This window comes from Natrinema sp. SYSU A 869, from assembly GCF_019879105.1.
GTDB lineage: Archaea > Halobacteriota > Halobacteria > Halobacteriales > Natrialbaceae > Natrinema.
In genome coordinates this window covers 1,373,876-1,395,766 of sequence record NZ_CP082249.1, presented here as the reverse complement: position 1 = coordinate 1,395,766, position 21,891 = coordinate 1,373,876, and the positions used below count along the sequence as shown (strand labels likewise).

Genomic DNA, 21,891 nt, shown 5'->3' with positions numbered 1-21,891 from the left:
GCGCTAACGCTCACTCCCAGCGGTCGTTCGCTTATCCCTTGCACAAGTTTGCGCCGCGATTCGAATCGGATCATCGCGTCCCAGCGCGCGCCACCCTCGTCGGTTCGCCACTGCTCTGCGTGGGGAGACCGATCGCTATAGCCCCAGATCGAGACCGAAGGGGCCGGTCAGACCGAGATCAGTGGGCAGCCGATCGGGGATGACCTCTTCCGGCAGCGCACCCCAGTCGAGTTCGTCCTCGCCAGGGACTGCGTCGGTGTCGAAATCGGGATCGTCCGCGGGCGGCAGATCGCGATACTCCTGCGGGGGCGCGTCGTGTGCGTAGACGCTCTCTGGATGGTCGACGGTCCAGACGTGGAGCATACAGGGCGTCCGGCAGGGGAACTCGAGGTCGCCGTCCTCGAAATCCCGCTCGTAGGTCTGCTGATAGAACCACCACGCGAACCGGCCGGGGAGACCGATGTGGGCGTGCCACGGCGAACACAGTTGCTCGGCGTCGTCCGCGCCGTACACTGCCGGCGGCTCGACCGGCTCCCCGTCACTTGTCGCGATGAACATGACGCCAATCGACCGCCACGACTGGTTGTCGACGAGGACCGATTCCGGCCGTTCGGGGTCTACGAGTTCGTCGTCCCCGATGAACTCCGGATTGAGCCAGTGCGACCAGCTGTCGTCGCCCGTCTCGAGCGTATCGAAGTACGGCTTATATCCCGCGTCGATCAGCGCGTCCACGTTGGGATACTGTGTCTCGAGGGACTCCGAGACCGCCGACCGGATCTCGGTCGTCGCCGGATGATCGTCCGCACACCCCTCCATACTCGCCCCCTCGCAGGGGGTCATTCCGGGCTCGAGGGTGGCCTCCGGACAGTCTCGGTCGATCCGTTGGGCCATCCCGGTCGCTCCGTCGTCCCCACCGGCTCTGACACTCCCGATGGCCGACAGGGCGGCCGTGCCGGCCGACGCCCGAAGCAGCGCTCGTCGAGACACGTTTCGATCGCCGTCACTGTCGTACATACCAGCAGTTCCACACCGACCGTCAGTATGAAACCCCGTTGCCGGCCGGACTGACAGTCTCCCGAAGCGGACACTCCCGTCGAGTACTCGGGCACAGCGGGGCGGCTGCGCGTCAGTCGAGTGCCGACTCGAGGACGGTCGTCAGTTCGCGAGCGCTCATGCCGGGCGGCCGTCCGCCGTCGTCAGTGACGTACCGTTCGGGCGTCTCGCAGGTGAAGTCGTAGATCACGATCGCCCCATCGTTGGACTCGATCGGGTCAGTGTCGTTGACCTGAATCAGGGCGTAGTCGTCGCCCGACGGCAGCAGTTCGCCGACCGGTTCGATCTCCCCCGCCTTGAGCAGCGGGTCGATATCCGCGGCGAGCGTCCCGGCGATCGAGACGTGGATCTCGCGGTCGTCGCCTGCCCGCTGACCGCCAGTGTACAGTTCGTAGACGACCGGGTGGCCGTCGACGACCGCGATCTCGAGGCGATTGGGGGGCCATCTGGCCGCGAAGCGCCGGAACAGCGGGTTCTCTTCGGGCGCGTCGAGGTGGAACTCGAGCAGGCTGGCCTTGCGGGAATCGGTGTAGGGCGCTAAGGCGGTAGCCGCATCGAGTTTCTCGAGCAGGGAGAGTTTCGTGACGAGCGTTTCCTTGTCGATCGGTTTGACGAGGTAGTCGTCGATTGGGAGATCGATGATGTCGCTTTCCGGCGAGACGGCGGTGATCATCAGTGTGATCGTATCGAACCAGCTCGTTACCGAATCGAGCAGCTCTCGCCCCGGGCCGTCGGGTAGTTGCCGATCGAGAAGCACCACGTCGAGCGTCGCCTGAGCGTCCAGTTGCGTCCGGCCATCAGCGACCGAATGTGCGACGCGGATCCGTGCGTCTCGGCCGAAGCAATCTCGCGTCCAGACGCACAGGAGTTCCGCGAGGTCCTCGTCGTCCTCGACGATCAGCACGTGACGAGGCGTCGTCTCGGGTGGCCTCGTCTCGGTTGCGTCCGTCCGGGCACCGTGGGATGACTCGAGTGGCATGTGTGGAGTTCGCTCGCTGTGGGCCGCTACTGCCGATCCGTTTCCGCTCGAACCCTAAATAAGTCTAGATATACTCACATCATGTGGGAATATATCAACCATACAGAATTTTGTGCGATCCGGTATCGGTCAACCTGATGAGCCGCTGCTTACGATTCGAGGAGCGCACCCGTTCCCGGGCGCTCGAGGCCGGCGAGGTCGATCCGGCCGTCGGGCATCGGGATGCCATCGGCGGGGTCGTCGGCCAGAAGCAGTGAGCCGTCGAGGTCGGCGTAATCCAGTAGCGGTGCGAGATGACAGGCCGCCGCGATCGAGGCGTTGGATTCGGTCATGCAGCCACACATCACCTCGAGGCCGTGGGAGTGGGCGGTACTAATCATCCGTCTGGCCTCACGCAATCCGCCACATTTCATTAGTTTCAGGTTCGCGATGTCACAGCGATCGGCGATCTGCGGGATATCCGCAAGCATGATGCATGACTCGTCGGCGGCGATCGGCAGCGTCGAGCGCTCGTAGACGAACTGTAACCCCTCGGGATCGTCGGCCGGGACCGGCTGTTCGACGAACGCGAGGTCGAACTCGGCGAGCCGATCGATCTTTGCGACCGCTTCGCGGGGCGTCCAGGCCTCGTTTGCGTCGACGAACAGCCGGACGTCGGGCGCGACCGACCGGATCGTCCGGATGATTTCGAGATCGCGGTCGGTCCCGAGCTTGACTTTCAGCGTGCCGTACCCCCGATCGATGGCCGTCGTCGTCTTCTCGCGCATCGTCTCGAGGTCGTCAAGGCCGATGGTGTAGGAGGTCTCGAGCGTCTCCGTCGGGTCGAGTCCCCAGTACCGATAGAGCGGGACGTCAAACTGTTTCGCGACGAGATCGTGCAGAGCGATGCTCACTGCCGTGCGGGCCGACGGATTTTGCCGGACCGTCTCGCGCATGCGGCGCTCGATTCGCTCGAGTTGATGGGGATCGCCGACGCGCTCGACGACCGCCAGCAGGTCGGGGAGGACGGCCGTGACCGTCGCGACGGTCTCGCCGTAGTGTGACGAGGGCGCGGCAGCGCCGATGCCGGTCGTCCCGTCGTCTGCCTCGATCCGGACGAACACGACCTCGGTCTCGGTCGTCGTTCCACGGGCGATCCCGAAGGGGTACTCAAGGGGGAGCGAGCGCCGTTCGAAGGACATCTCGAGGGTCATCTTAGCACAGTTCCGTGAGTAGCTCGTCCGTCTCGAAGCGGATCACGTCGGTCGCGGGTGCGCCGATCGCGTCAGCGTATTCCTCGACCGCCTCGCGGGCTTGCTCATCGTTCTCGAGCCCGGCGGTATTGAGCGCGCCGGCGACGACCTGGCTCTCCGCAACCGGTTCGGCAACGCTCTCGTAGAGATCGATATACGTCGGGAGCGACGGCAGCGAGAAGGACTCGTAGCCGTGGATTTCCTCTCGGCCGGCCTCGTGACAGAGCACGAGCGTATCGGCCATCGATCCGTGGAGGATGCCCAGCGTGACCGGCGAGTACGCCGGGTGGACGATGCTGCCCTGGCCCTCGACGAACAGGTAGTCGTGTTCGTCGCCCTTCTCGAGGATCATCTCTTCGACCGCGCCCGCGGTGAAGTCGCTGACGACGCGATCGATCGGATTGCCCCAGCCCTCGATCATGATCCCGGTTTGGCCGGTCGGGATCACGGCGGCGTCGTGGCCGGCCGCGCGAGCGTCGCGGGCGAGTTCCATCGTCGTCGTCATCTTGCCGACCGAGCAGTCGGTACCGACGGTGAGGATTACTTCCGCGTCGACCTCATCGGCGACGCCGGCGGCGACCGTGAGATCGGCCGGCGGGTTCCGGACGTCGCGGATCTCGCAGTCGTTTTCAGCTGCCAACTGGGCGAACTCCTCGTCTTCTGCGAGGAAGTAGTGTAATCCCGAAACCACGTCACAGCCGTACTTCAGGGCCGTCCGTACGTCTTCCCGCCAACTCTCATCGAACTCCCCGCCGATCGGAGAGATACCGATCAACAGGGTATCGATGGCGTCCGACTCGAGGTCCGCCGTTCCGGAGACGATCGGTGCGTCCTGGACGTCGGGAACGAAATCGGCGACGCGCCGTCCGTCGTTCGCTCGGTCAAGCACGGCAACGACGTCGTGGTCGGCGTACCGGAGGACGCCGAGGGCGGTCTTAGCTCGGTCGGGAAACTTCTCGTGAGCGAGAATCGCGATACGCATACCGGGACATAGACGAGCGGTCACTTATATTGTCATCGTTCGTCTAGCAGGTTCGTCGGTCGGTCTTGGCGGATTTCGAAATCAGTTCCAGCCGACAGTACAACGCGACAGACGTGCGACGAAACCGTCGGCGGTAACGGCGGACGGAGTCAGTAGTCAGTGCCCGAGGAGTGTGAGATATTTCGGTTGGATCGCGAAGCGACTGATAGCGAATAGCTGATTACAGACACATTAAAATGAAGTTTTGATTTAGTTGTATCAAATTCCAATCTGGCTGTTTGAGAGATGGATGATATCAACATATTTCTATCATTTCGACAATACCGAAACCCTCATTTCGATAACTAACCGATTCGGTTCCAACGTCGTATTCCACCAGTTCGAACGGGTCAGCGTGGGGCCGACACCTAACATCCCTGTCACTATCGTTTGGTGGAATCGAAGCGAACCGACGGGAGATCTAGAAAAGGATGGGATCTGACACATCAGTTTCGAACGTTGTACTCGTTACGGTTGACTCGCTGCGGTCGGACGCGGTCAGCCCGTACGATACCGACCGTCATACGCCGGTAATAGATTCCCTCGCCGACCGTGGGACCGTCTTCGATCGGGCCTTCGCGACCGGGAACTGGACGCCGTTCTCATTCCCGTCGATCCTGTCCTCACGCCCCGTATTCGCGGATAACGGACGGATTGGCGTCGAGGAATCCCCGACGCTCGCGGAGACCGTCTCGGACGCAGACATTGCGACCGGTGGCTTCAACGCCGCGAACGGATTCCTCACGACGCATTGGGGGTACGAAGACGGGTTCGACGAGTTCGAATCGTTCGTCGCGAACGTCGGATCGAGCGTCTACAGCCGCTATCTCGCGACACATCCGACCGTCGAGGCTTGGCTCCAGTTGGCCGCCTCGCCCGTCCGCCGCGCCGGCTCGTGGCTCCGCGGCGAAACGGACGATCGACCGTTCTTGGACATGTCTCGAATGTTCGATGTCGAGCACGCCGCGAGTGAGTTCGTCGAGGAGACGTCGTCGCCGTTCTTTCTCTGGATCCACTACATGGACGCCCACACGCCGTACGTCCCCGCGCCCCGCTACATTCGCGAGGTCTCGGACAACCGGGTCGGCACGCACAGAATGTTGCTCGCCCACACCAAGACCGGGCTGGGGCTGGGCGTCAGCGATCGAACCCTCTCGGACCTTCGAACGCTCTATCAGGCGTCGGTCCGGCAGGTCGACGCGAGCATCGGGCGACTCCTCGAGACACTCTCGGCGAACGATCTCGACGACGAGACGGCAGTCGTTCTGGCGGGCGACCACGGCGAGGAGTTCCAGGAACACGGTCACCTCGCGCACTATCCGAAGCTCTACGACGAACTCATTCAGGTCCCGCTGATCGTCGACGTTCCCGGCTCCGAGGGGGGCGGGTGGACGGACAGGTCGGTCTCGATTCGATCGCACCGACGGTAACCGACCTCCTAGACGTCGAGGCTCCGGAATCGTGGACCGGTGACACGCTCGTTCCGAGCGTGACCGGCGACGAGCAGCCGACCGACGATCCGGTCGTCTCGGTCACCGTTCGTGACGAATCGGTGACGAACCAACCGATTCCGCGGTCGCTCACCGACGGAGACCTCCTCGTCAGTGCTCGGAACCGGGACTGGACCTATATCGAAAACGTCGACACGACCGAGTCCGAACTGTATTACCGACCCGATGACCCACGGCAACAAACGAACCTCGCGACCGATCCGACGCCCGAGCAAGCGGACGTGATCGAATCGCTCGCACCACTCGTCGCAGAGCACGCCAGCGCGATTCGGGAACACGACTCCGAAACGACCGATGACGAGGACGTTGACGAGGATCTCGAGGCGCGGTTGTCGGCACTGGGCTACCGATAGATGATCCGATCGTTCCTCCGCAGTCTCGTTGACGGCCCGTTTGCCCGCCAACTCCGACGGTTCGCTATCGTCGGGACCGTCGCTGCGGGGGTACAGATCGTATTACTGTGGGCGTTCGTCGACAATGTCGGATTACACTATCTGGTCGGTGCAGTGATCGCCATCGAGATTACGATTATCTTCTCGTACGTGCTCAACAACGCGTGGACGTTTCAGGCGACGCAGAATACCGGCACTATCGAGTATCTCGTCGGATTACTCAAGACGAACGTCGTCCGGGGGACGGCGGTACCAATCCAGATCGGTTTCCTCTTCGGCTTCGTCGAGTGGGGACACCTTCCGTATCTGGTAGCCAACGGGATTGCTATCGTTCTCAGTGGTGTGTATCGATACGTACTCGACGCGCGGTGGACATGGGGGTCGTGATGATCGGCCCCATCTCGATCGGACGTGAACCCCCGCAACTGACGGTCGGTCGCCCCGTCCGAAAGAACTGGGAACACTCTATTACCTGACTCACAATGAACGGCACTCTTTCGTTATCAGCGCTTCTCGTACTCGAGATGCTAACTAATCTCCTCGTCGGGAGCGGCGAGGCGATTGTCGAGTCGGCAACCGGCTGGGCCGGCATGGGAATCGTCTTCGTCTACTCGTTTCTAATCGCGTTCGTGCTCCCTGGCCCCAGCGAGGTCGTCCTCCTCGCACCACTCGATCTCGGCTTCCCGTCGTGGCTGCAGCTCTCGAGTATCATGCTCGTGAGCGCGATTGGGAAGGCCGCCGGCAGCGTGGTCGCGTTTCACCTCGGTCAGGAAGTCAAACAGTCCGGGCCGATAACCCGATGGTTGCGCCAGTCCAGATGGAACGTGCTGGCGTGGTCGGAGAAACGCTCCGTCCAACTGGCGCGACGGTACGGCTACGGCGGGCTCGCGATTGCCCTCTCCGTCCCCTTCTTTCCCGACACGATTTCGATCTATGCCTTCGCCGTCCTCGAGAAGGATTACCCGAAATTCGCGCTGGCGACGTTTCTCGGGAGTCTCGGCCGGCTCGTCGTTACGCTTGGCCTCCTCGGTGGCTTCGTAACGGTGTTTTGAGAGTCCCCCGCCGGTTCGGTCACGGGCCTCGATGACTCGAGCCGAACTCTCATCACGGTTTACCCGTTCGCAACCGAGGAGACGGTACTGACGGACCGCTGGCTCGCCGCCTGGAGCTCGGCTCGATCGCCTTCGCTGTCTCCGGCGGGCTCGTCCCCGTCGGCGCGGGGCTCGTCGTCTCGCTCGAGGGCGCTCTCTCGCGACAACCGCGTTGCGACGCCGTCGGAGGCATCCGAGCCGCCGAGCGCCGAAATCGCGAGGCATCACGGAACGACAGCGAGTAGCAGTCGACACGACGGATCGGCAGTCGGGTCTTAGCTGCCATGGCGGTACTGATAAACCGGCCACGCGCGAAGTGAGCGCTGAATGCTCGAGGGAGTCAACGTCGCGCTCGGAGTGACTGGATCGATCGCTGCCGTCAAGACGGTCGAACTAGCCCACGAGCTGCGACGGCAGGGTGCCGCGGTTCGCGGGGTGATGACCGACAGCGCAGGTGGGATAATTCATCCGTGGGCCGTCGAGTTTGCGACCGAGAACGAAGTCGTCACGGAGATCACGGGGAGCGTCGAACACGTCGATCTCTGTGGGTACGACGGCTGGGCGGACGTCTTCCTGATCGCGCCGGCGACGGCGAACACCGTGGGTAAGATTGCCGGTGCCGTCGACGACACACCGGTGACGACCTGTGCGACGACCGCGCTCGGTGCCGACACGCCACTCGTGATTGCCCCGGCGATGCACGAACCGATGTACGATCATCCCGGCGTCCTCGAGGCCATCGACACCGTCGCGGAGTGGGGCGTCGACTTCGTCGATCCTCGCATCGAGGAGGGGAAAGCGAAGATCGCCAGCGAGGAGGCGATCGTCTGTGACGTTGCCCGTGCGGCCAGCGACCGGCCGCTCGAGGGCGAGCATGTCGTGGTCACGAGCGGGGCGACTAGCGAGTCGATCGATCCCGTCCGAATCCTCACGAACCGCTCGTCGGGCAAGATGGGGCGCGCCGTCGCGAAGGCCTGCTACGTCCGCGGGGCGGACGTGACCCTCGTCCACGACGGCCCGGACGTGCCCTTCGCCGACGTTCATGACGTCGAGAGCGCCCGCGAGATGCTCGCGGCAACGAGCGCGGCCTGCGAGGACGCCGACGCGCTCGTCTCGGCGGCGGCGATCGGCGACTACACCGTCGACACGAACGAGGAGAAGATTCGCTCGGGCCAGGAGCTCACGCTCGAGCTCGAGCCGACACCGAAGCTCATCGACGAGATCCGATCCCAGTACCCCGACCTCCCGATCGTCGGCTTCAAGACCGAAACCTCAGGCGACGAGGACGCGATGATCGACCAGGCCAGGAAGACACTCGAGCGGGCGGAGCTCGCCTTCGTCGTCGCGAACGACGCGAGCGTGATGGGCGCAGAGCGAACGAAGGCCCTGCTGGTCCACGCGAACGATGCCGCCCGGTACGAAGGGACGAAAACGGGACTGGGCGGTGAAATCGCCGACTCGATCGCAGCGGTACTGGCCACCAACATAACAGATTCGTAACTGAATTTCGAGCGCGTCAGGAGAATTATATGGGTGGGGTACATCCGACCGGGATAATGGATAGACGATCGGATCTTACGGTTTTGGGGGGACCGGTGTGGGCCGGCAATTCGAGGTGATCAAGGTGGGGCAACGACTGCGAACCGACGGCGCTGCCGATGCCGACGATGGGGACGGAGACGCCGATACCGGCGACCCGCTCTCTAAAGGTGAAATATTCGAGGTACTCCGGAACCAGCGACGGCGTTACGTCTTGCAGTATCTCAAGCAGGACGATCGGCCCGTCGAACTCGGTGATCTGGCTCAGCAAGTGGCCGCCTGGGAGTACGAGACAACGCTCGAGGGAGTGACGCCCGAACAGCGAAAGCGGGTCTACACGACGCTCCAGCAGACACACCTCCCGAAGATGGACGGGTCCGGTATCCTTCGATTCGACTCTGATCAGGGCGTCATCGAGGCGACCGAGCGAACGCGGGACATCAGCGTCTACCTCGAGATCGTCCCCGGTCGGGAGTTCGCCTGGCGGGAGCTGTATCTCTCGCTGGGTGCGATTAGTTGCGCACTCGTCGCCGCACTTTGGCTGGATATTTATCCGTTGGTGCACCTGTCGAACCTGACCTGGACGGCCGTCGTCGCGGTCATGTTTACGGTGACCGCGGTCGCACACATCTATCACGAACGGAACATGCGCCTTGGTCACGGTGATCAGCCGCCCGAGCTCAGCTACGGGACCGACGACTGACGGCGACCGACGACTGACGATTGACGTGCGGGAACGCCCGGCCAACATGCCAGCAGCGACGGTGTGGACCGTTCCGACCGTCTGATCGATTGGTCCGAACCGACAGGCGGGATGGGTGATGTTCGCATTCGGCGATCGTCCCGGCCGTATCGTCAACTTTTACTCCGCTACCGTCCCACCGACGACATGGATCAGTTGAAACAGTCGCTCCTCGAGGCGCCGATCATCGAGAAGAACGGCTATCATTACTTCGTTCATCCCATCAGCGACGGCGTCCCGAAGCTCGACCCCACCCTCCTGCGCGAGATCGTCATTCGAATCATCCGGAAGGCGGAACTCAATGAGGTTGACCGGATCGTCACCCCCGCAGCGATGGGCATTCACATCTCGACTGCAGTCTCGCTGATGACCGATATTCCGCTGACGGTCATCCGCAAGCGCCAGTACGGCCTCGACGACGAGGTCGCGATCTCCCAGAAGACGGGGTATTCGGAAAACGAGATGTACATCAACGACGTGCGCGAGGGAGAGCGCGTACTCGTTCTCGACGACGTCCTCTCGACGGGCGGTACGCTCGCCTCGGTGCTCGCCGCACTCGACGAGATCGGCGCGGAGGTCGTGGATACCGTTGCAGTCATCAAGAAGGTCGGCGGGGAGAACAAGGTCGACGACGCAGGCTATAACGTCAAGACCCTGATCAACGTCGATGTGGTTGACGGCGAGGTCGTCATCGTTGACGAGGAAGGCGACCAGTAAGTAGCTCCGGTAATACGACGTTTTTCGGCCACTATATCCGATCTCCTAACCGATCTGTGCATATTCATCACAAGGAATATGTTGCCACGATCTGAATCGCACACTGATGTCAGGGCATAGCGTCGGGTCGGGTGAACGCCGTGCACTACGGCGGCGTTCACTACTGAAGGGTGTGGGTACGGCAGGGATCGCCGGGCTGGGCGGCTGTATCCGCAGCAATAGTATCGAAGCCGACGGCCCGGCCGAAGAACTGATTCAGGAGGGGTTCGCGGCGACCGGTATCGAACCACCGTTTGAAACGACGATCGCGGTCGCCGAAGACACCGAACGAAGCCGATTCGCGGAACTCCTCAAGGCCGAGCTCGAGGACACCGGCTTCTTCGATATCTCGATTGCGGAATACAAGTGGACGACCTATCTCGACCTGCTAACCACGGCGGCTGACAAGGGCGAAAACGCCCTCTTCATCGCCAGTTGGACCGGTGGCTGGGATCCTGACGACTACGTCAACATGCTGTTTCACTCGGACAACCATACCCCCGAGGGGCTCAACGTCAACCACTACACCAACGAGACCGTCGACAAATACATCGATAGCGGACTCGAGGAGACAGTCACCGACGAACGGGTCGATATCTACCGACAGCTACAGGAACGGCTAGTCGCCGACTCCCCGGTATCGTTCATTCGATTCAGCGAAACGGCACACGCCTGGAACGCCGACGTCGTCAGCGGCTGGCAAACGTATCCGCTCCAGCCGGGCACGTATAGTGCGGTGTATGCCCCCTGGGCGGACGTCTATACGAATCTCGAGGGGAGCGACGAGTTCGTGGGCGATCTCGGAAATGATATCTCGACTACTGATCCCGTCTCGATGAACGACTCCCCCTCGAGTCAGGCGGTCCAACTCATCTACGAGGGACTCGTGGGCATCGACTTCGACGGTGAGCTTCAGCCGGTCCTGGCCGACGGATGGAAGCGACTCGATGCGACGAGTTATCGGTTTTCACTCCAAGAGGGCGTCCAGTTTCACAACGGCGAGGAGCTCACCGCCGCACACGTCAAGGGCTCGTTCGAACGCTACGAGGGCAAACCGCGGGAATCCGACGTCTTCGACTGGTACGATGACAGTGAGATCGTCGACGACTATACGATCGACATCCACTGCTGGCGGGAGTACGGTCCCTTCGAACAGCGGCTGTTCAACGTCCCGATCGTCCCGATAGCGGCGATCAACGGCGACCTCGACCTCGAGTCGACACCGATCGGAACCGGCCCCTATCAGTTCGTCGACTACCAAGCGGGCGACGACTGGCGACTGGAACGGTTCGAGGACTACTGGTTCGCGGGCTCGGAGACGGTCCCGGCGACGGCACCGATCGAAACCGTCCGACTCGAGGTCATCACCGAGAAGGCGTCACGACAGGGTGCACTCGAGGCCGGGAATACCGACTTCAGCGACGGCGTGCCGTCGGCGAGTCTCACGGAACTGGACGACGATGACGCGTACGGCGTCGACCGCCACATCGGCGGCGGGTTCGATATGCTGATCTATCCACTCTATCACGATCCGTTTTCCAATAACGCCGTTCGCCGGGGGTGTAATATGCTGATTCCCCGCGAGCACATCGTCGAGGAGGTATATCACGGGCTCGGCCGACCGGCATACACGCCTATTTCGCCGCTGGCCGAGGCGTATACCGACGAGGCGTTCCGAGAACGGATCGCCGACGAGTACGTCCGCTCATCCTGACTCACTCCCACCAATGTCGCTCGGTCGCTACGTCCTCACGCGGGTGTCGGTCACGGTTCCAGTCCTGCTTGGCGTCACCGCACTGACGTTCTCGTTCGTCCACGCGCTCCCGGGCGACCCGATCGACGCGCTCGTCGGGTTCCGAAACGTCAGCCCCGGCACCGAGGCCGCGATCCGGGCCGAATACCATCTCGACCGGCCGATCTGGGAACAGTACCTTCTCTGGCTGCGGGACGCGCTCTTTCTCGAGTTCGGCGAGTCGCCGATCACCGGGCGGAGCGTCACAGCGACGGTCGGCCGGCGGCTGCCCGCGACACTCGCTCTCGGCGGGGCCGCGTGGCTGCTCGCGCTCGCGATCGGCGTTCCCGCCGGTATCGTCGCTGCGGTCAGGCACGGCGAGCCGGCCGATGAACTCAGTCGGCTCGCTGCGCTCGCCGGCATCGCGACGCCGAACTTCTGGCTCGGGCTCGTCCTCTTGCTCGTCTTCGGCGTCCGACTCGGCTGGGTTCGGGTGATCCCGCCGGACGCGCCACTGGCGAGTCTCGCGATGGCGAAGTTCATGATCTTGCCGACGATCACGCTCGGAACGGCCTCGGCCGCGCTCGTCACCCGGCTACTGCGGTCGTCGATGCGACAGGAACTCGACGCGGCCTACGTTCGGACAGCGCGCGCGAAGGGGCTACGCGAGCGGACGGTGATCCTGAAACACGTCCTGCGGAACGCCTTGCTCCCGGTTGTGACGGTCGCCGGCCTCCAGCTCGCGTTTCTGGTCGACGGTGCTGTCGTGGTCGAACAAATCTTCTCTTGGCCGGGCATGGGGCGGCTACTGGTCCGGTCGATCCTGCAGCGGGACTACCCGGTCATTCAGGCCGGCGTCCTACTCATCGCCGTCTCGATCGTCCTCGCGAACCTGCTCGTCGATATCGTCTACGCGGTACTCGACCCACGCATTCGATACTGATCCATCCATGAGTGACCGACGCCCTACCACCGACCGCGGCCGAATTCGCATCGTCGGCTTCGACGATGCGGACTCGGACGCCCGCAGCCACGCGGACTCGAACAGCGACGACGGTGACCCACCGACAGCGAATACCGGGCCACCGGCCGAGCGCACCGCCACTGGGAACGCGAACATTGACCCGAGGTCGCGTACGGAACCGACACCGACGGCGACGATGGGGACGACGGAAACTGCGTCCGAGGGACCGGGACGCCCCCGGCTCGAGGAGGCGTGGCACCGGTTCCGCCGGAATCGGACGGCGATGGTCGGGCTGACGATTATCGTCATCATGGCGGTGCTCGCGGTCTTCGCTCGCCCGATCGAGGTCTCGACGGCGGAGTACACAGTCACGCTCCAGCCCGTGTCGCTGGCCCCGTATGATCCCGCCCAGACGTTCGTCGGCCCGGCGAATGCCCCGCCGTCGTGGGACCATCCCTTCGGCACTGACTGGGCGGGCCGCGACCAGTTCTCTCGAGTGCTCGTCGGCGGCCGCTACACGCTGAGTGTCGGTCTCATCGCCGTCTCGCTGGCGCTGTGTGTCGGGGTTCCGCTCGGCGCGATCGCCGGCTATTTCGGCGGCTGGATCGACGAAATCATCATGCGACTCGTCGACGTGCTGTACGCCTTTCCGTTCTTGATCCTCGCGATCGGGATCGTTGCGATCCTCGGACGGGGCTTTTGGAAACTGGTGTTGGCACTCGTCGTCACCGGCTGGATCGGCTACGCTAGACTGTTGCGCGGCGAGGTCCTCTCCGTCCGCGAACGCGAGTACGTGACGGCGGCCAGAGCGCTCGGCGTCCCCGACCGAACGATCGTCCGCAGCCACGTCGTCCCGAACGCGATCACACCCGTCGTCGTACAGGCGACCCTCAACGTCGGCACGGTCGTCCTCACGGCGGCGGCGCTTGGCTTCCTCGGACTGGGCCTAGAGCCCGGCACCGCCGAGTGGGGCGCGATGCTCTCTCGAGGCCGGGACTCGCTCGTCCAGGGCCACTGGCACGTTACCGTCTTCCCGGGGGCCGCAATCTTTCTGTTCGTGCTGGCGATCAACCTCGTGGGTGACGGCGTCAACGACGCGCTCGACCCCCACCGGGACGCGAGTGACGACCGGAGGCGGATGCGCTGATGGCGCTGCTCAAGGTCGAGGACCTCGTCGTTCAGTTCTACACCGATGACGGCGTGGTCCGAGCCGTCGACGGCATCAGCTACGAGGTCCGTGAGGGCGAGACGGTGGGACTGGTCGGCGAAAGCGGGGCCGGCAAGAGCGTCGCCACCCTCGCGCTCCTCCGTCTGATCCGCGAGCCCGGCGAGATCGTCGGCGGCGAGATCCGGTTCGACGGGCGGAACATCCTCGAGTGCTCGGCCGACGAACTCCGGGAGATCCGCGGCAACGACGTCGCCATGGTGTTTCAGGACGCCGACGCTGCGCTCAACCCCGTCTACACCGTCGGCGAACAGATCGGCGAAGCGATTCGCGCCCACGAAGACGTCACCGACCGCGAGGCCCGCGACCGGGCGATCGCCCTCCTCGAGCAGGTCGGAATCCCGGACGCGACCGTGCGGTACTCCGACTATCCTCACGAGTTCTCCGGCGGAATGCAACAGCGGGTCGTCATCGCGATGGCGCTGTCCTGCGATCCCGCCCTCCTGCTCTGTGACGAACCGACGACGGGCCTCGACGTCACCGTCCAGGCGAGCATCCTCGAACTGCTTGCGGACCTCGCCCAGGAGTCCGAGACGGCGATTCAGCTTGTCACGCACGATCTGGGCATCGTCGCGGAGCTCTGTGATCGGGTGCTGGTCCAGTACGCCGGTCAGATCGTCGAACGCGCGCCGGTCGAGGAGCTGTACTACGACCCGAAACATCCCTACACTGCCGGGCTGCTTGCTTCGATCCCCCGCCTCGGCGACGATCGCGAACGGCTCACGACGGTATCCGGGACGATGCCGAACCTCATTGACCCGCCGACGGGTTGTCGGTTCCATCCGCGCTGTCCCTACGCTGAGGACACGTGTGCCCGGCAGGACCCGTCGCTCGTCGAGACCGAGTCGGGGACGCCAGCGGCCAATACGGGTCTCGACAAACATCTCGCCGCCTGCCTCGAGTACACCGGCGACCTCGAGGACGGCTTGGACTACGAGGTGCAGGTGCGAGACGCCAAGAGCGAGGACGAGGTGGACGATCCGTGTCACGAACGGGAATCGAGGAACCGGCGGGGTGAGACGCGGTGACGACGGCCGACGACGCTCCACTCCTCCGGGCCGAGGGCCTCGAGACGTACTACTCCACCGCCGACGGGTTCCTCGATCGGCTGCTCGGGCGCGACGAGACGGTTCGGGCGGTCGACGGTGTCGACCTCGAGATTCGCGCAGGAGAGACGCTCGGGCTGGTCGGCGAGAGCGGCTGTGGCAAGACGACTCTCGGCCGAACGCTCCTCGGGTTGCTCGAGTCGACCGGCGGCTCGGTCACGTACCGGGGCACCGAGTTGACGGACCGCTCGCGATCGGAACTGCGGGAGGTACGGACCGAAATCCAGTATGTCTTCCAGAACCCCACGGCCAGCCTCGATCCGCGACTGACGGTCGGCGAACTCGTCGGCGAAGCCCTCGCGGTCCACGATATCGTGCCCCCAGACCGCCGCGACGAGCGCGTCCGCGACCTGCTCGAGACGGTCGGGCTGCGGGCCGGCCACGCAAGCAGGTTCCCCCATGAGTTCTCGGGCGGCCAGCGCCAGCGGATCGGCATCGCCCGCGCGCTCGCGGTCGAACCCGAACTCGTCGTCTGCGACGAGCCGGTCTCCGCGCTCGACGTCTCGGTGCAGGCCCGGATCCTCAACTTGCTGTCCGATCTCCAAGATGAGTTTGGGCTCTCGTATCTGTTCATCGCCCACGACCTCTCGGTCGTCGAGCACGTCGCCGACCGCGTGGCCGTGATGTATCTCGGCGAGATCGTCGAAACCGGACCGACTGCCCGGGTCTTCGACGATCCCTCCCACCCCTACACGGAAGCGCTGCTGTCGGCGATCCCCGAACCCGACCCCTGCTGGGAGGGCGACCGGATCGTCCTCGAGGGGTCGGTGCCGTCGCCGACCGATCCGCCCGCCGGCTGCCGATTCCACACTCGCTGTCCGAAGATCATCCCGCCTGCGGCGTACGACCTTGAGGCGGACGCCTTCCGCGGGATCATGTCGCTTCGGACCCGTCTGACCGAGGCGGACGCCGACGCAGGGCTCGAGGCGCTGCTCTCGCAGTCCAACGATAGAGCGGATCTCACCGCGGCGATCCGCAATGTCCACGGCATTCCCGAGTCGCTCCACGATCTGGACGCGGACGCCGTCCTCTCGGATGCGCTCGAGACGGCCGTCGCTGGCGACCTCGAGGGGGCACGACGGCGTCTCGCGTCGGCGTTCGAGACGCCCTGCGAGACGACGGAGCCGGAACTACAGGGTAGTTCAAATCACCATCCGATCGCTTGCCACCGATTCGATGATCGGTTCGACACCGACCACGAGTTCGACGCGGACCGAACCCCAGCACATGACCAGTAGACCAGTTATGACGATGGACGACGATACTGACACCCGGACTACCCGCATCGACCGACGGATGCGAGACGATCAGCAATGAAACGAATCTACGACTCCACCGCACTCGAGCGCGCGGACGACGATCCGTTCGCCCCCGAGACGACCGAGGGTGACGACCGCAGTCCGCGCACGATCGACTGGGGAGCGTTCAGCCATGCGTTCACACCGATCGCGGTGCGTCACTGGGCGATCGATGTCACGGTTTCGACCGACGAACGACGGTACGAGCCCGACGAACCGGTCGAAATAGTCGTTGAGTTCCGTAACCGGCTCCCATTTCCGGTTCGAATTCGAACCGACTCGCCGAACCGCTGGCGGTGGACCGTCAACGGTCTCCGCGACGCCTCGCGGGTGGCCCAAACGGTTCCCGACCGCCCCGTTGCGTTCTCGTTCGCTCGACGCGAACGCAAACGCTTCCGGCGGCAGTGGCACCAGCGGATCCAAATCAGTGACGACAAGTGGGACCCCATTGAGCCCGGTGTCCATACGATCGGTGTCGGGATCAACCGCGCGGACGCCGCTGCTCGAGGACTCGTCGACTCTACTGAGATCGAGATCCGAGATTGACCTCGCTTCGCGTTCCCGCTCCCTCGATATCCCCATCTTGCCTCGAGTCGTCACTACAGCGGCGGCTGAAATCCTGACGAACGCACCGTCCTAAAACGTAGCGAGAGGTGAATTCGAATACACCGTCACCTCGTAATGTCTGGGTGTCGTCTGGTCCAACCGACCACCGTGCTATACTCGGCGCTCTCGGAAAAAGTATACGAGAGATAGATTTTCAGGGATTTCAAACTCGTGTCACACTACGTTCGACGCTCGTTGTTGAATCCCTGAAAAGTAGCGGGAGGTAGATTTGAACTACCGGTCTGCGGGTTATGAGCCCGCCGGAATCTCCTGGCTATCCCATCCCGCTACCATATCATACCCGAGTGCACTAGTTAAGGGTTGCGATCCGGTCGCCGTATGCGGGTTTCTACCGCTACTCCTGGTGGACCTGCCAAGTATAGAGGCTCTCACAGGTGTAGTTGACGAAGAAGCCGACACCGATTCCGATCACGTTTGCGGCCACATACCAGACATCGAACTGTCTGACCAACACGCCCAGTACGGCCAGCGTCACCAGAAACCCGCCGAACCGGACCACGTTCGAGCGGAGGAATCGCCTCCCCAGCGGGCGTAGTCCGACCCGTCCGTAGTCCGCGAACGTCCACCGTTCGTTGATCGCGAAGATAATCGCGATCCCGAGCTCCCAGGAGAGGATCTTCGCAACGATCGGTCCGAGACCGGTAGCTTCGACGAGTAATACGAGCACCAGGGTGTCGACGGTCGCACCGACAGTCCCCACGCCGACGAACTGGGTAAACCGTGTTGTCGAAAGCAGCGCACGTGTCCGCGTCCGGACAGCCTCTGACAGGGAATCACTCATCGTCGTGTTCGATCTCATCCGTCTCAATCACTGTCGTCGCTTCCGAGTTTCGGTTCGGGGTTGCCGAACGACGCATCGTTCCGAACGGAGTCACGAGATGGGGTGCCCGTTCGCGGGGACTCATTCGACTGCCTGCCATCCGCGGAAAGAAAAACATTCGGAGATGACTCGAGGAGCGGGTCGACGACCGATCGGAGACGATGCGGTTAGACTGCGAGATCGCTCTTCGCCCGGACGACCTCGACATCGTCGGCGTCGACGCGGTCGACATCGAGGAAGTGCGGCGTGAAGTTTCGCTTCTCGTAGTCCTCGTACTCGTCTTCGGAACCGACGGTACACCAGAGCTGAACCCGATCTGGACCGTGGTACTCGCCGTTTCTGTTGATCCCGAAACAGACTACCTCGGATTCCCCGTCGTCCCCCTCGTACCGAACGATGGCTCCGTTACGGATCCCGGGGTCCCCGTGGATGATGAGCTGCTTCATGGGCGGAAGTTCACAGGAGAGCGGATTAAACGCTTCGGACCCGGGAGTCTCTCCGATCGGGGTCAAAACGACAGCCGGCGATAACGAGCGACGACGAACCAAACGGGTTATAAACGGCGCTATCTTAGCCCACGGCAAGTGAGATAACTATGCAGATGCCACGCCGATTCAATACGTACTGTCCGCACTGCAACGAACATCATGAACACGAAGTCGAAAAGGCCCGAACGGGCCGCTCCTCGGGCCTGAAGTGGGACGCTCGCCGAACCCGACGGAGCACCTCGAGCATCGGTAACTCCGGTCGCTTCTCGAAGGTGCCCGTCGGCGAGAAGCCCACCAAGAAGACCGACCTCAAGTACCGCTGCGGCGAATGCGGCAAGGCCCACCTCCGCGAGGGATGGCGTACCGGCCGACTCGAGTTCCAGGAGTGATACCAATGGCAGGAAAATTCTACAGCGTTCGATGCAGTGACTGCGAGAACGAACAGACCGTCTTCGGCAAGGCCTCCTCGGAGATTGCCTGTGCCGTCTGTGGCACGACGCTCGTGCGACCGACCGGTGGCAAAGCCGAGATCGAACACGAGATCCTCGAGACAGTCGAGTCACGATGAAGTATAGCGGCTGGCCCGATCCCGGCGAACTCGTCGTCGGCAAGATCGACGAAATCGAAGATTTCGGTGTCTTCGTCGATCTCGAGGAGTATGAGGACAAGCGCGGCCTGATCCACATCTCCGAAGTCGCGAGCGGCTGGATCAAGAACGTCCGCGATCACGTCCGCGAGGGCCAGATCGCCGTCTGCAAGGTCTTAGATGTCGACAAGGAGTCCCAGCAGATCGACCTCTCGCTGAAGGACGTCAACGACCACCAGCGCTCCGACAAGATCCAGGAGTGGAAAAACGAGCAGAAGGCCGACAACTGGATGGAACTGGCCTTTGGCGAGGAGATTGCCAACGAGGACTATACCGCCATTGCCAACGAACTGATCGCCATCCACGGCGGGCTCTACGAAGGGTTCAAGCAAGCCGCAATCCACGGCGAAGAGTCCCTCGAGGACACCGATCTTGACGACGACGAGATTGACTCGATCGTTGACACGGCCCGCGAGAACGTTTCGGTGCCGTATGTCAACGTCACCGGCTACGTCGACCTCGAGAACCCGACAGACACCGGCGTCGACGGGATCCGCGAGGCCCTCGAAGCGGCCGAAGGCGACGGCGAGATACCCGAAGAAGTCGACCTCGAAGTGAGTTACGTCGGCGCACCCGAGTACCGAATCAAAGTGAAGGCACCGAACTACAAGACCGCCGAATCCCAGCTCGAGGAGAGCGCACAGCGAGCGGTAACGGCGATCGAAGGCCACGATGGCACAGGCGAGTACCACCGTGAGCGCCGCACCGACGACGAGTAATGAAATCGGATATCCGGGTGTGTTCGGCGTGGCGCGAGGCCCACGACAGCCCGGTCTATACCCTTTCTGACACCTGCCCCGACTGCGGTGCCGCGGCGGAAAACAGCGCCCCAGCACCGTTCGATCCGAACGATCCACACGGAGAGTACCGACGCGCTCTTAAACGTCGCAGCCGCTGATACGGTATGGACGAACTCGAGATCGACGCAGTCGCCGAGGTCGAACTGGACGACCCCGTCCTCGTCGAGGGGTTGCCGGGAGTTGGACACGTCGGCACCCTCGCCGTCGAGCACTTGCTCGAGGAACTCGAGGGCGAGAGCACGCTCGTCCGACGGATCTACTCTCGGGAGCTCCCACCTCAGGTGAGTGTCGAGGACGGCGTCTCGGAACTGACCTGTGCGGAGATCTACGCCGTCGACGTTCCCGAAGGCCGTGATCTCCTCCTCCTGACCGGCGATCATCAGGCCCAGAGCAACGCAGGCCACTATACGCTGACCGACGCGTTCCTCGACATCGCTGAGGAGTTTGGCGCGACCGAAGTGTACGCGCTTGGCGGCGTCCCGACCGGCGAACTCATCGAGGAGTACGCAGTCGTCGGGGCCGTCAGCGACGAGTCGATGCTCGAGACACATGAAGACGCGGGCGTCGAGTTCCGCGAGGACGAACCCGCTGGCGGCATCGTCGGCGTCTCGGGGCTCCTGCTGGGACTCGGCGATCGCCGCGGCTTCGAGGCGACCTGCCTGATGGGCGAGACCAGCGGCTATCTCGTCGATCCCAAGAGCGCCCGCGCGGTACTGGAGGTGCTCGAGGACGTACTCGGCTTCGAACTCGAGTACGAATCCTTAGACGAGCGGGCCGATGAGATGGAGGAGGTCATCGGCAAGATCGAGGAAATGGAGCAACAACAGCAGATGGACGTACCGACGGACGACGATCTGCGGTATATCGGCTGACGACGGTACCGACGGTCGGCATCGTGCGTTCGGGCTGCAGATGATTTTCGGATCTGACGCGTACTACGATAGCGGTCGCTGTCGATCGTATCGAGTGTTTGACCGAGCAAACGACTGTTCCCGGTCAATCGAGTCAGCCCTCGAGCACTTCGTAGGAGACATCGGCGTCCCGGAGCGCGTCGGTGACTCGGCCGACGGCATCGGTCGTCGCGACGGCGGTGACCTCGAGGCCGTGATTCGCGGCGTCGGCCGCGACGTCGCCGACGGCGAAGGTGACGTCGGGATCGGTGCCCGCCTGCCGACAGGCGACGACGGCCTCGACGCCGGTGGCGACCACGATATCGACCTCGTCGCAGGCATCGGTGACGGTTCCGTCGTCGATCGCGCGGCTCCCGCCGGTGCGGATCGAGGGGACCTGCAGGACGGTGACGGAGCCGGGTTCGAGTTCCATGACGCCCTCGAAACTCGTGACGCCGACGTCGGTCCCGGCCTCGGCGTCGGTCGTTGCGATGCCGGTCGCGGGACCGTCACTACTCGGTGTGGCGTGGAGCAGGCCGTCTTTCACCGTCAACGAGACGGTCTCACCTTCCTCGATGTCCTCAGTCGCGATGTAGGCGTCCTCGCTCATCGCACCGAGCACGTCGCCGGTGACGTGGTCGGCGAATCGGCGGACATCGTCGGCCGCCCGGAAGAGCCAGTCGACGCCTTCGCGGGTGACGCGATAGCGCGATCGGCCTTCCTTCTCCACGAGGCCGTCGTCGACAAGTTCGCGGATGTACTCACTGACGGCCTGGCTCGTCACGCCGACCTCCCCGGCGATTTCCCCCTGGCTGACTGCGGGCTGGCGCTCGGCGATCTGGACGAGGATCCGGAACCGCGTCGCGGCCCGCTTGTTATCGAGGACGTCGACCATATAGCTAGCGTTTTCTCGAGCGACGGAAAAAGGTACGCGGTCGGCCGGTCGCCGGTTGCGGGCCTCCCATCGATTGAGCGTTCC

Annotated in this window: 25 protein-coding genes, 1 tRNA gene and 1 pseudogene; 17 read left to right on the top strand and 10 right to left on the bottom strand. The window is 63.3% G+C overall.

The window, feature by feature from the left end; all coding sequences use genetic code 11:
- Positions 1-135: 135 nt before the first annotated feature.
- The 4 genes from K6I40_RS15000 to K6I40_RS14985 form a co-directional block, all read right to left on the bottom strand.
- Entirely contained in the window at positions 136-1,014 is an 879-nt protein-coding gene (locus K6I40_RS15000) for a hypothetical protein (protein ID WP_222919829.1), read from the bottom strand.
- Positions 1,015-1,126: 112 nt separating this feature from the next.
- Positions 1,127-2,032 (bottom strand): response regulator, encoded by a 906-nt coding sequence (locus K6I40_RS14995; RefSeq protein WP_222919828.1) that lies wholly within the window; start codon positions 2,030-2,032, stop codon positions 1,127-1,129.
- Positions 2,033-2,181: 149 nt separating this feature from the next.
- Entirely contained in the window at positions 2,182-3,225 is a 1,044-nt protein-coding gene (locus K6I40_RS14990; protein ID WP_222919827.1) for a dipeptide epimerase, read from the bottom strand.
- A gap of 1 nt (position 3,226) precedes the next feature.
- Positions 3,227-4,246, bottom strand: a complete 1,020-nt coding sequence (locus K6I40_RS14985) for a DUF1611 domain-containing protein (protein WP_222919826.1) — start codon at positions 4,244-4,246, stop codon at positions 3,227-3,229.
- A 470-nt stretch (positions 4,247-4,716) separates the two neighbouring features.
- Between K6I40_RS14985 and K6I40_RS14980 the strand changes: the two are divergent.
- The 3 genes and pseudogenes from K6I40_RS14980 to K6I40_RS14970 all read left to right on the top strand — a co-directional run bounded on the left by K6I40_RS14980 (position 4,717) and on the right by K6I40_RS14970 (position 7,240).
- A pseudogene (locus K6I40_RS14980) lies at positions 4,717-6,149 on the top strand (sulfatase).
- The gene (locus K6I40_RS14975) at positions 6,150-6,575 is read left to right on the top strand and encodes a GtrA family protein (RefSeq protein ID WP_222919825.1); all 426 of its coding nucleotides are present in this window, start codon (positions 6,150-6,152) and stop codon (positions 6,573-6,575) included.
- Positions 6,576-6,670: 95 nt separating this feature from the next.
- Positions 6,671-7,240, top strand: a complete 570-nt coding sequence (locus K6I40_RS14970) for a VTT domain-containing protein (protein ID WP_222919824.1) — start codon at positions 6,671-6,673, stop codon at positions 7,238-7,240.
- Positions 7,241-7,299: 59 nt separating this feature from the next.
- On the opposite strand, the gene K6I40_RS14965 is transcribed toward K6I40_RS14970, so the two are convergent.
- Entirely contained in the window at positions 7,300-7,446 is a 147-nt protein-coding gene (locus tag K6I40_RS14965; RefSeq protein WP_222919823.1) for a hypothetical protein, read from the bottom strand.
- Positions 7,447-7,606: 160 nt separating this feature from the next.
- Between K6I40_RS14965 and coaBC the strand changes: the two genes are divergently transcribed.
- The 9 genes from coaBC (at position 7,607) to K6I40_RS14920 (ending at position 17,187) form a co-directional block, all read left to right on the top strand.
- Positions 7,607-8,779, top strand: a complete 1,173-nt coding sequence (gene coaBC, locus K6I40_RS14960) for a bifunctional phosphopantothenoylcysteine decarboxylase/phosphopantothenate--cysteine ligase CoaBC (protein WP_222919822.1) — start codon at positions 7,607-7,609, stop codon at positions 8,777-8,779.
- A 115-nt stretch (positions 8,780-8,894) separates the two neighbouring features.
- A complete protein-coding gene (locus K6I40_RS14955) occupies positions 8,895-9,521 on the top strand; it encodes a hypothetical protein (RefSeq protein ID WP_222920380.1) in 627 nt (208 codons plus the stop codon).
- A gap of 186 nt (positions 9,522-9,707) precedes the next feature.
- The gene (hpt, locus tag K6I40_RS14950; protein WP_222919821.1) at positions 9,708-10,277 is read left to right on the top strand and encodes a hypoxanthine/guanine phosphoribosyltransferase; all 570 of its coding nucleotides are present in this window, start codon (positions 9,708-9,710) and stop codon (positions 10,275-10,277) included.
- 106 nt (positions 10,278-10,383) lie between these two features.
- The gene (locus K6I40_RS14945; RefSeq protein WP_222919820.1) at positions 10,384-12,030 is read left to right on the top strand and encodes an ABC transporter substrate-binding protein; all 1,647 of its coding nucleotides are present in this window, start codon (positions 10,384-10,386) and stop codon (positions 12,028-12,030) included.
- A 13-nt stretch (positions 12,031-12,043) separates the two neighbouring features.
- The gene (locus tag K6I40_RS14940; protein WP_222919819.1) at positions 12,044-12,991 is read left to right on the top strand and encodes an ABC transporter permease; all 948 of its coding nucleotides are present in this window, start codon (positions 12,044-12,046) and stop codon (positions 12,989-12,991) included.
- A 7-nt stretch (positions 12,992-12,998) separates the two neighbouring features.
- On the top strand, positions 12,999-14,159 hold the full coding sequence (locus K6I40_RS14935) for an ABC transporter permease subunit (protein WP_222919818.1): 1,161 nt from the start codon (positions 12,999-13,001) through the stop codon (positions 14,157-14,159).
- Positions 14,159-15,265, top strand: coding sequence for an ABC transporter ATP-binding protein (locus K6I40_RS14930; RefSeq protein WP_222919817.1), 1,107 nt, complete (start codon positions 14,159-14,161; stop codon positions 15,263-15,265). Before K6I40_RS14935 ends, K6I40_RS14930 begins: the two co-directional genes overlap by 1 nt.
- A complete protein-coding gene (locus K6I40_RS14925) occupies positions 15,262-16,581 on the top strand; it encodes an oligopeptide/dipeptide ABC transporter ATP-binding protein (protein WP_222919816.1) in 1,320 nt (439 codons plus the stop codon). The genes K6I40_RS14930 and K6I40_RS14925 overlap by 4 nt, the downstream gene beginning before the upstream one ends.
- A 75-nt stretch (positions 16,582-16,656) precedes the next feature.
- On the top strand, positions 16,657-17,187 hold the full coding sequence (locus K6I40_RS14920) for a hypothetical protein (RefSeq protein ID WP_222919815.1): 531 nt from the start codon (positions 16,657-16,659) through the stop codon (positions 17,185-17,187).
- A 274-nt stretch (positions 17,188-17,461) separates the two neighbouring features.
- Here the strand turns inward: K6I40_RS14920 and K6I40_RS14915 are convergent.
- From K6I40_RS14915 to K6I40_RS14905, 4 genes are all read right to left on the bottom strand, one after another.
- Positions 17,462-17,536: transfer RNA gene (locus tag K6I40_RS14915), tRNA-Met, on the bottom strand.
- Positions 17,537-17,602: 66 nt separating this feature from the next.
- Positions 17,603-18,049, bottom strand: coding sequence for a GtrA family protein (locus K6I40_RS14910; RefSeq protein ID WP_222919814.1), 447 nt, complete (start codon positions 18,047-18,049; stop codon positions 17,603-17,605).
- Positions 18,042-18,173 (bottom strand): hypothetical protein, encoded by a 132-nt coding sequence (locus tag K6I40_RS28495; RefSeq protein WP_255682068.1) that lies wholly within the window; start codon positions 18,171-18,173, stop codon positions 18,042-18,044. The genes K6I40_RS14910 and K6I40_RS28495 overlap by 8 nt, the downstream gene beginning before the upstream one ends.
- A gap of 82 nt (positions 18,174-18,255) precedes the next feature.
- Positions 18,256-18,534, bottom strand: a complete 279-nt coding sequence (locus tag K6I40_RS14905; protein ID WP_222919813.1) for an HAH_0734 family protein — start codon at positions 18,532-18,534, stop codon at positions 18,256-18,258.
- Between the two features lie 149 nt (positions 18,535-18,683).
- Between K6I40_RS14905 and K6I40_RS14900 the strand changes: the two genes are divergently transcribed.
- From K6I40_RS14900 to K6I40_RS14880, 5 genes are read left to right on the top strand one after another with little or no spacing between them, the layout of a single operon-like run.
- Positions 18,684-18,965: a 50S ribosomal protein L44e gene (locus K6I40_RS14900; protein WP_006186272.1), complete on the top strand. Its 282-nt coding sequence runs from the start codon at positions 18,684-18,686 to the stop codon at positions 18,963-18,965.
- Positions 18,966-18,970: 5 nt separating this feature from the next.
- A complete protein-coding gene (locus tag K6I40_RS14895) occupies positions 18,971-19,144 on the top strand; it encodes a 30S ribosomal protein S27e (RefSeq protein ID WP_222919812.1) in 174 nt (57 codons plus the stop codon).
- On the top strand, positions 19,141-19,941 hold the full coding sequence (locus K6I40_RS14890; protein WP_222919811.1) for a translation initiation factor IF-2 subunit alpha: 801 nt from the start codon (positions 19,141-19,143) through the stop codon (positions 19,939-19,941). Before K6I40_RS14895 ends, K6I40_RS14890 begins: the two co-directional genes overlap by 4 nt.
- On the top strand, positions 19,941-20,120 hold the full coding sequence (locus tag K6I40_RS14885) for an RNA-protein complex protein Nop10 (RefSeq protein ID WP_222919810.1): 180 nt from the start codon (positions 19,941-19,943) through the stop codon (positions 20,118-20,120). Before K6I40_RS14890 ends, K6I40_RS14885 begins: the two co-directional genes overlap by 1 nt.
- A 6-nt stretch (positions 20,121-20,126) precedes the next feature.
- Complete coding sequence (locus K6I40_RS14880; protein WP_222919809.1) at positions 20,127-20,894, top strand: proteasome assembly chaperone family protein; 768 nt, start codon at positions 20,127-20,129, stop codon at positions 20,892-20,894.
- A 133-nt stretch (positions 20,895-21,027) separates the two neighbouring features.
- Here K6I40_RS14880 and K6I40_RS14875 read toward each other — a convergent pair whose 3' ends face one another.
- Positions 21,028-21,807 (bottom strand): winged helix-turn-helix transcriptional regulator, encoded by a 780-nt coding sequence (locus K6I40_RS14875; protein WP_222919808.1) that lies wholly within the window; start codon positions 21,805-21,807, stop codon positions 21,028-21,030.
- Between the last annotated feature and the right edge of the window lie 84 nt (positions 21,808-21,891).

Bases quoted from the DNA above. Each gene is read 5' to 3' on its own strand.
- K6I40_RS15000 (WP_222919829.1), bottom strand. From the start codon at position 1,014: ATGTACGACAGTGACGGCGATCGAAACGTGTCTCGACGAGCGCTGCTT.
- K6I40_RS14995 (WP_222919828.1), bottom strand. From the start codon at position 2,032: ATGCCACTCGAGTCATCCCACGGTGCCCGGACGGACGCAACCGAGACG.
- K6I40_RS14990 (WP_222919827.1), bottom strand. From the start codon at position 3,225: ATGACCCTCGAGATGTCCTTCGAACGGCGCTCGCTCCCCCTTGAGTAC.
- K6I40_RS14985 (WP_222919826.1), bottom strand. From the start codon at position 4,246: ATGCGTATCGCGATTCTCGCTCACGAGAAGTTTCCCGACCGAGCTAAG.
- K6I40_RS14975 (WP_222919825.1), top strand. From the start codon at position 6,150: ATGATCCGATCGTTCCTCCGCAGTCTCGTTGACGGCCCGTTTGCCCGC.
- K6I40_RS14970 (WP_222919824.1), top strand. From the start codon at position 6,671: ATGAACGGCACTCTTTCGTTATCAGCGCTTCTCGTACTCGAGATGCTA.
- coaBC (WP_222919822.1), top strand. From the start codon at position 7,607: ATGCTCGAGGGAGTCAACGTCGCGCTCGGAGTGACTGGATCGATCGCT.
- hpt (WP_222919821.1), top strand. From the start codon at position 9,708: ATGGATCAGTTGAAACAGTCGCTCCTCGAGGCGCCGATCATCGAGAAG.
- K6I40_RS14945 (WP_222919820.1), top strand. From the start codon at position 10,384: ATGTCAGGGCATAGCGTCGGGTCGGGTGAACGCCGTGCACTACGGCGG.
- K6I40_RS14940 (WP_222919819.1), top strand. From the start codon at position 12,044: ATGTCGCTCGGTCGCTACGTCCTCACGCGGGTGTCGGTCACGGTTCCA.
- K6I40_RS14935 (WP_222919818.1), top strand. From the start codon at position 12,999: ATGAGTGACCGACGCCCTACCACCGACCGCGGCCGAATTCGCATCGTC.
- K6I40_RS14930 (WP_222919817.1), top strand. From the start codon at position 14,159: ATGGCGCTGCTCAAGGTCGAGGACCTCGTCGTTCAGTTCTACACCGAT.
- K6I40_RS14920 (WP_222919815.1), top strand. From the start codon at position 16,657: ATGAAACGAATCTACGACTCCACCGCACTCGAGCGCGCGGACGACGAT.
- K6I40_RS14910 (WP_222919814.1), bottom strand. From the start codon at position 18,049: ATGAGTGATTCCCTGTCAGAGGCTGTCCGGACGCGGACACGTGCGCTG.
- K6I40_RS28495 (WP_255682068.1), bottom strand. From the start codon at position 18,173: ATGAGTCCCCGCGAACGGGCACCCCATCTCGTGACTCCGTTCGGAACG.
- K6I40_RS14905 (WP_222919813.1), bottom strand. From the start codon at position 18,534: ATGAAGCAGCTCATCATCCACGGGGACCCCGGGATCCGTAACGGAGCC.
- K6I40_RS14900 (WP_006186272.1), top strand. From the start codon at position 18,684: ATGCAGATGCCACGCCGATTCAATACGTACTGTCCGCACTGCAACGAA.
- K6I40_RS14895 (WP_222919812.1), top strand. From the start codon at position 18,971: ATGGCAGGAAAATTCTACAGCGTTCGATGCAGTGACTGCGAGAACGAA.
- K6I40_RS14890 (WP_222919811.1), top strand. From the start codon at position 19,141: ATGAAGTATAGCGGCTGGCCCGATCCCGGCGAACTCGTCGTCGGCAAG.
- K6I40_RS14885 (WP_222919810.1), top strand. From the start codon at position 19,941: ATGAAATCGGATATCCGGGTGTGTTCGGCGTGGCGCGAGGCCCACGAC.
- K6I40_RS14880 (WP_222919809.1), top strand. From the start codon at position 20,127: ATGGACGAACTCGAGATCGACGCAGTCGCCGAGGTCGAACTGGACGAC.
- K6I40_RS14875 (WP_222919808.1), bottom strand. From the start codon at position 21,807: ATGGTCGACGTCCTCGATAACAAGCGGGCCGCGACGCGGTTCCGGATC.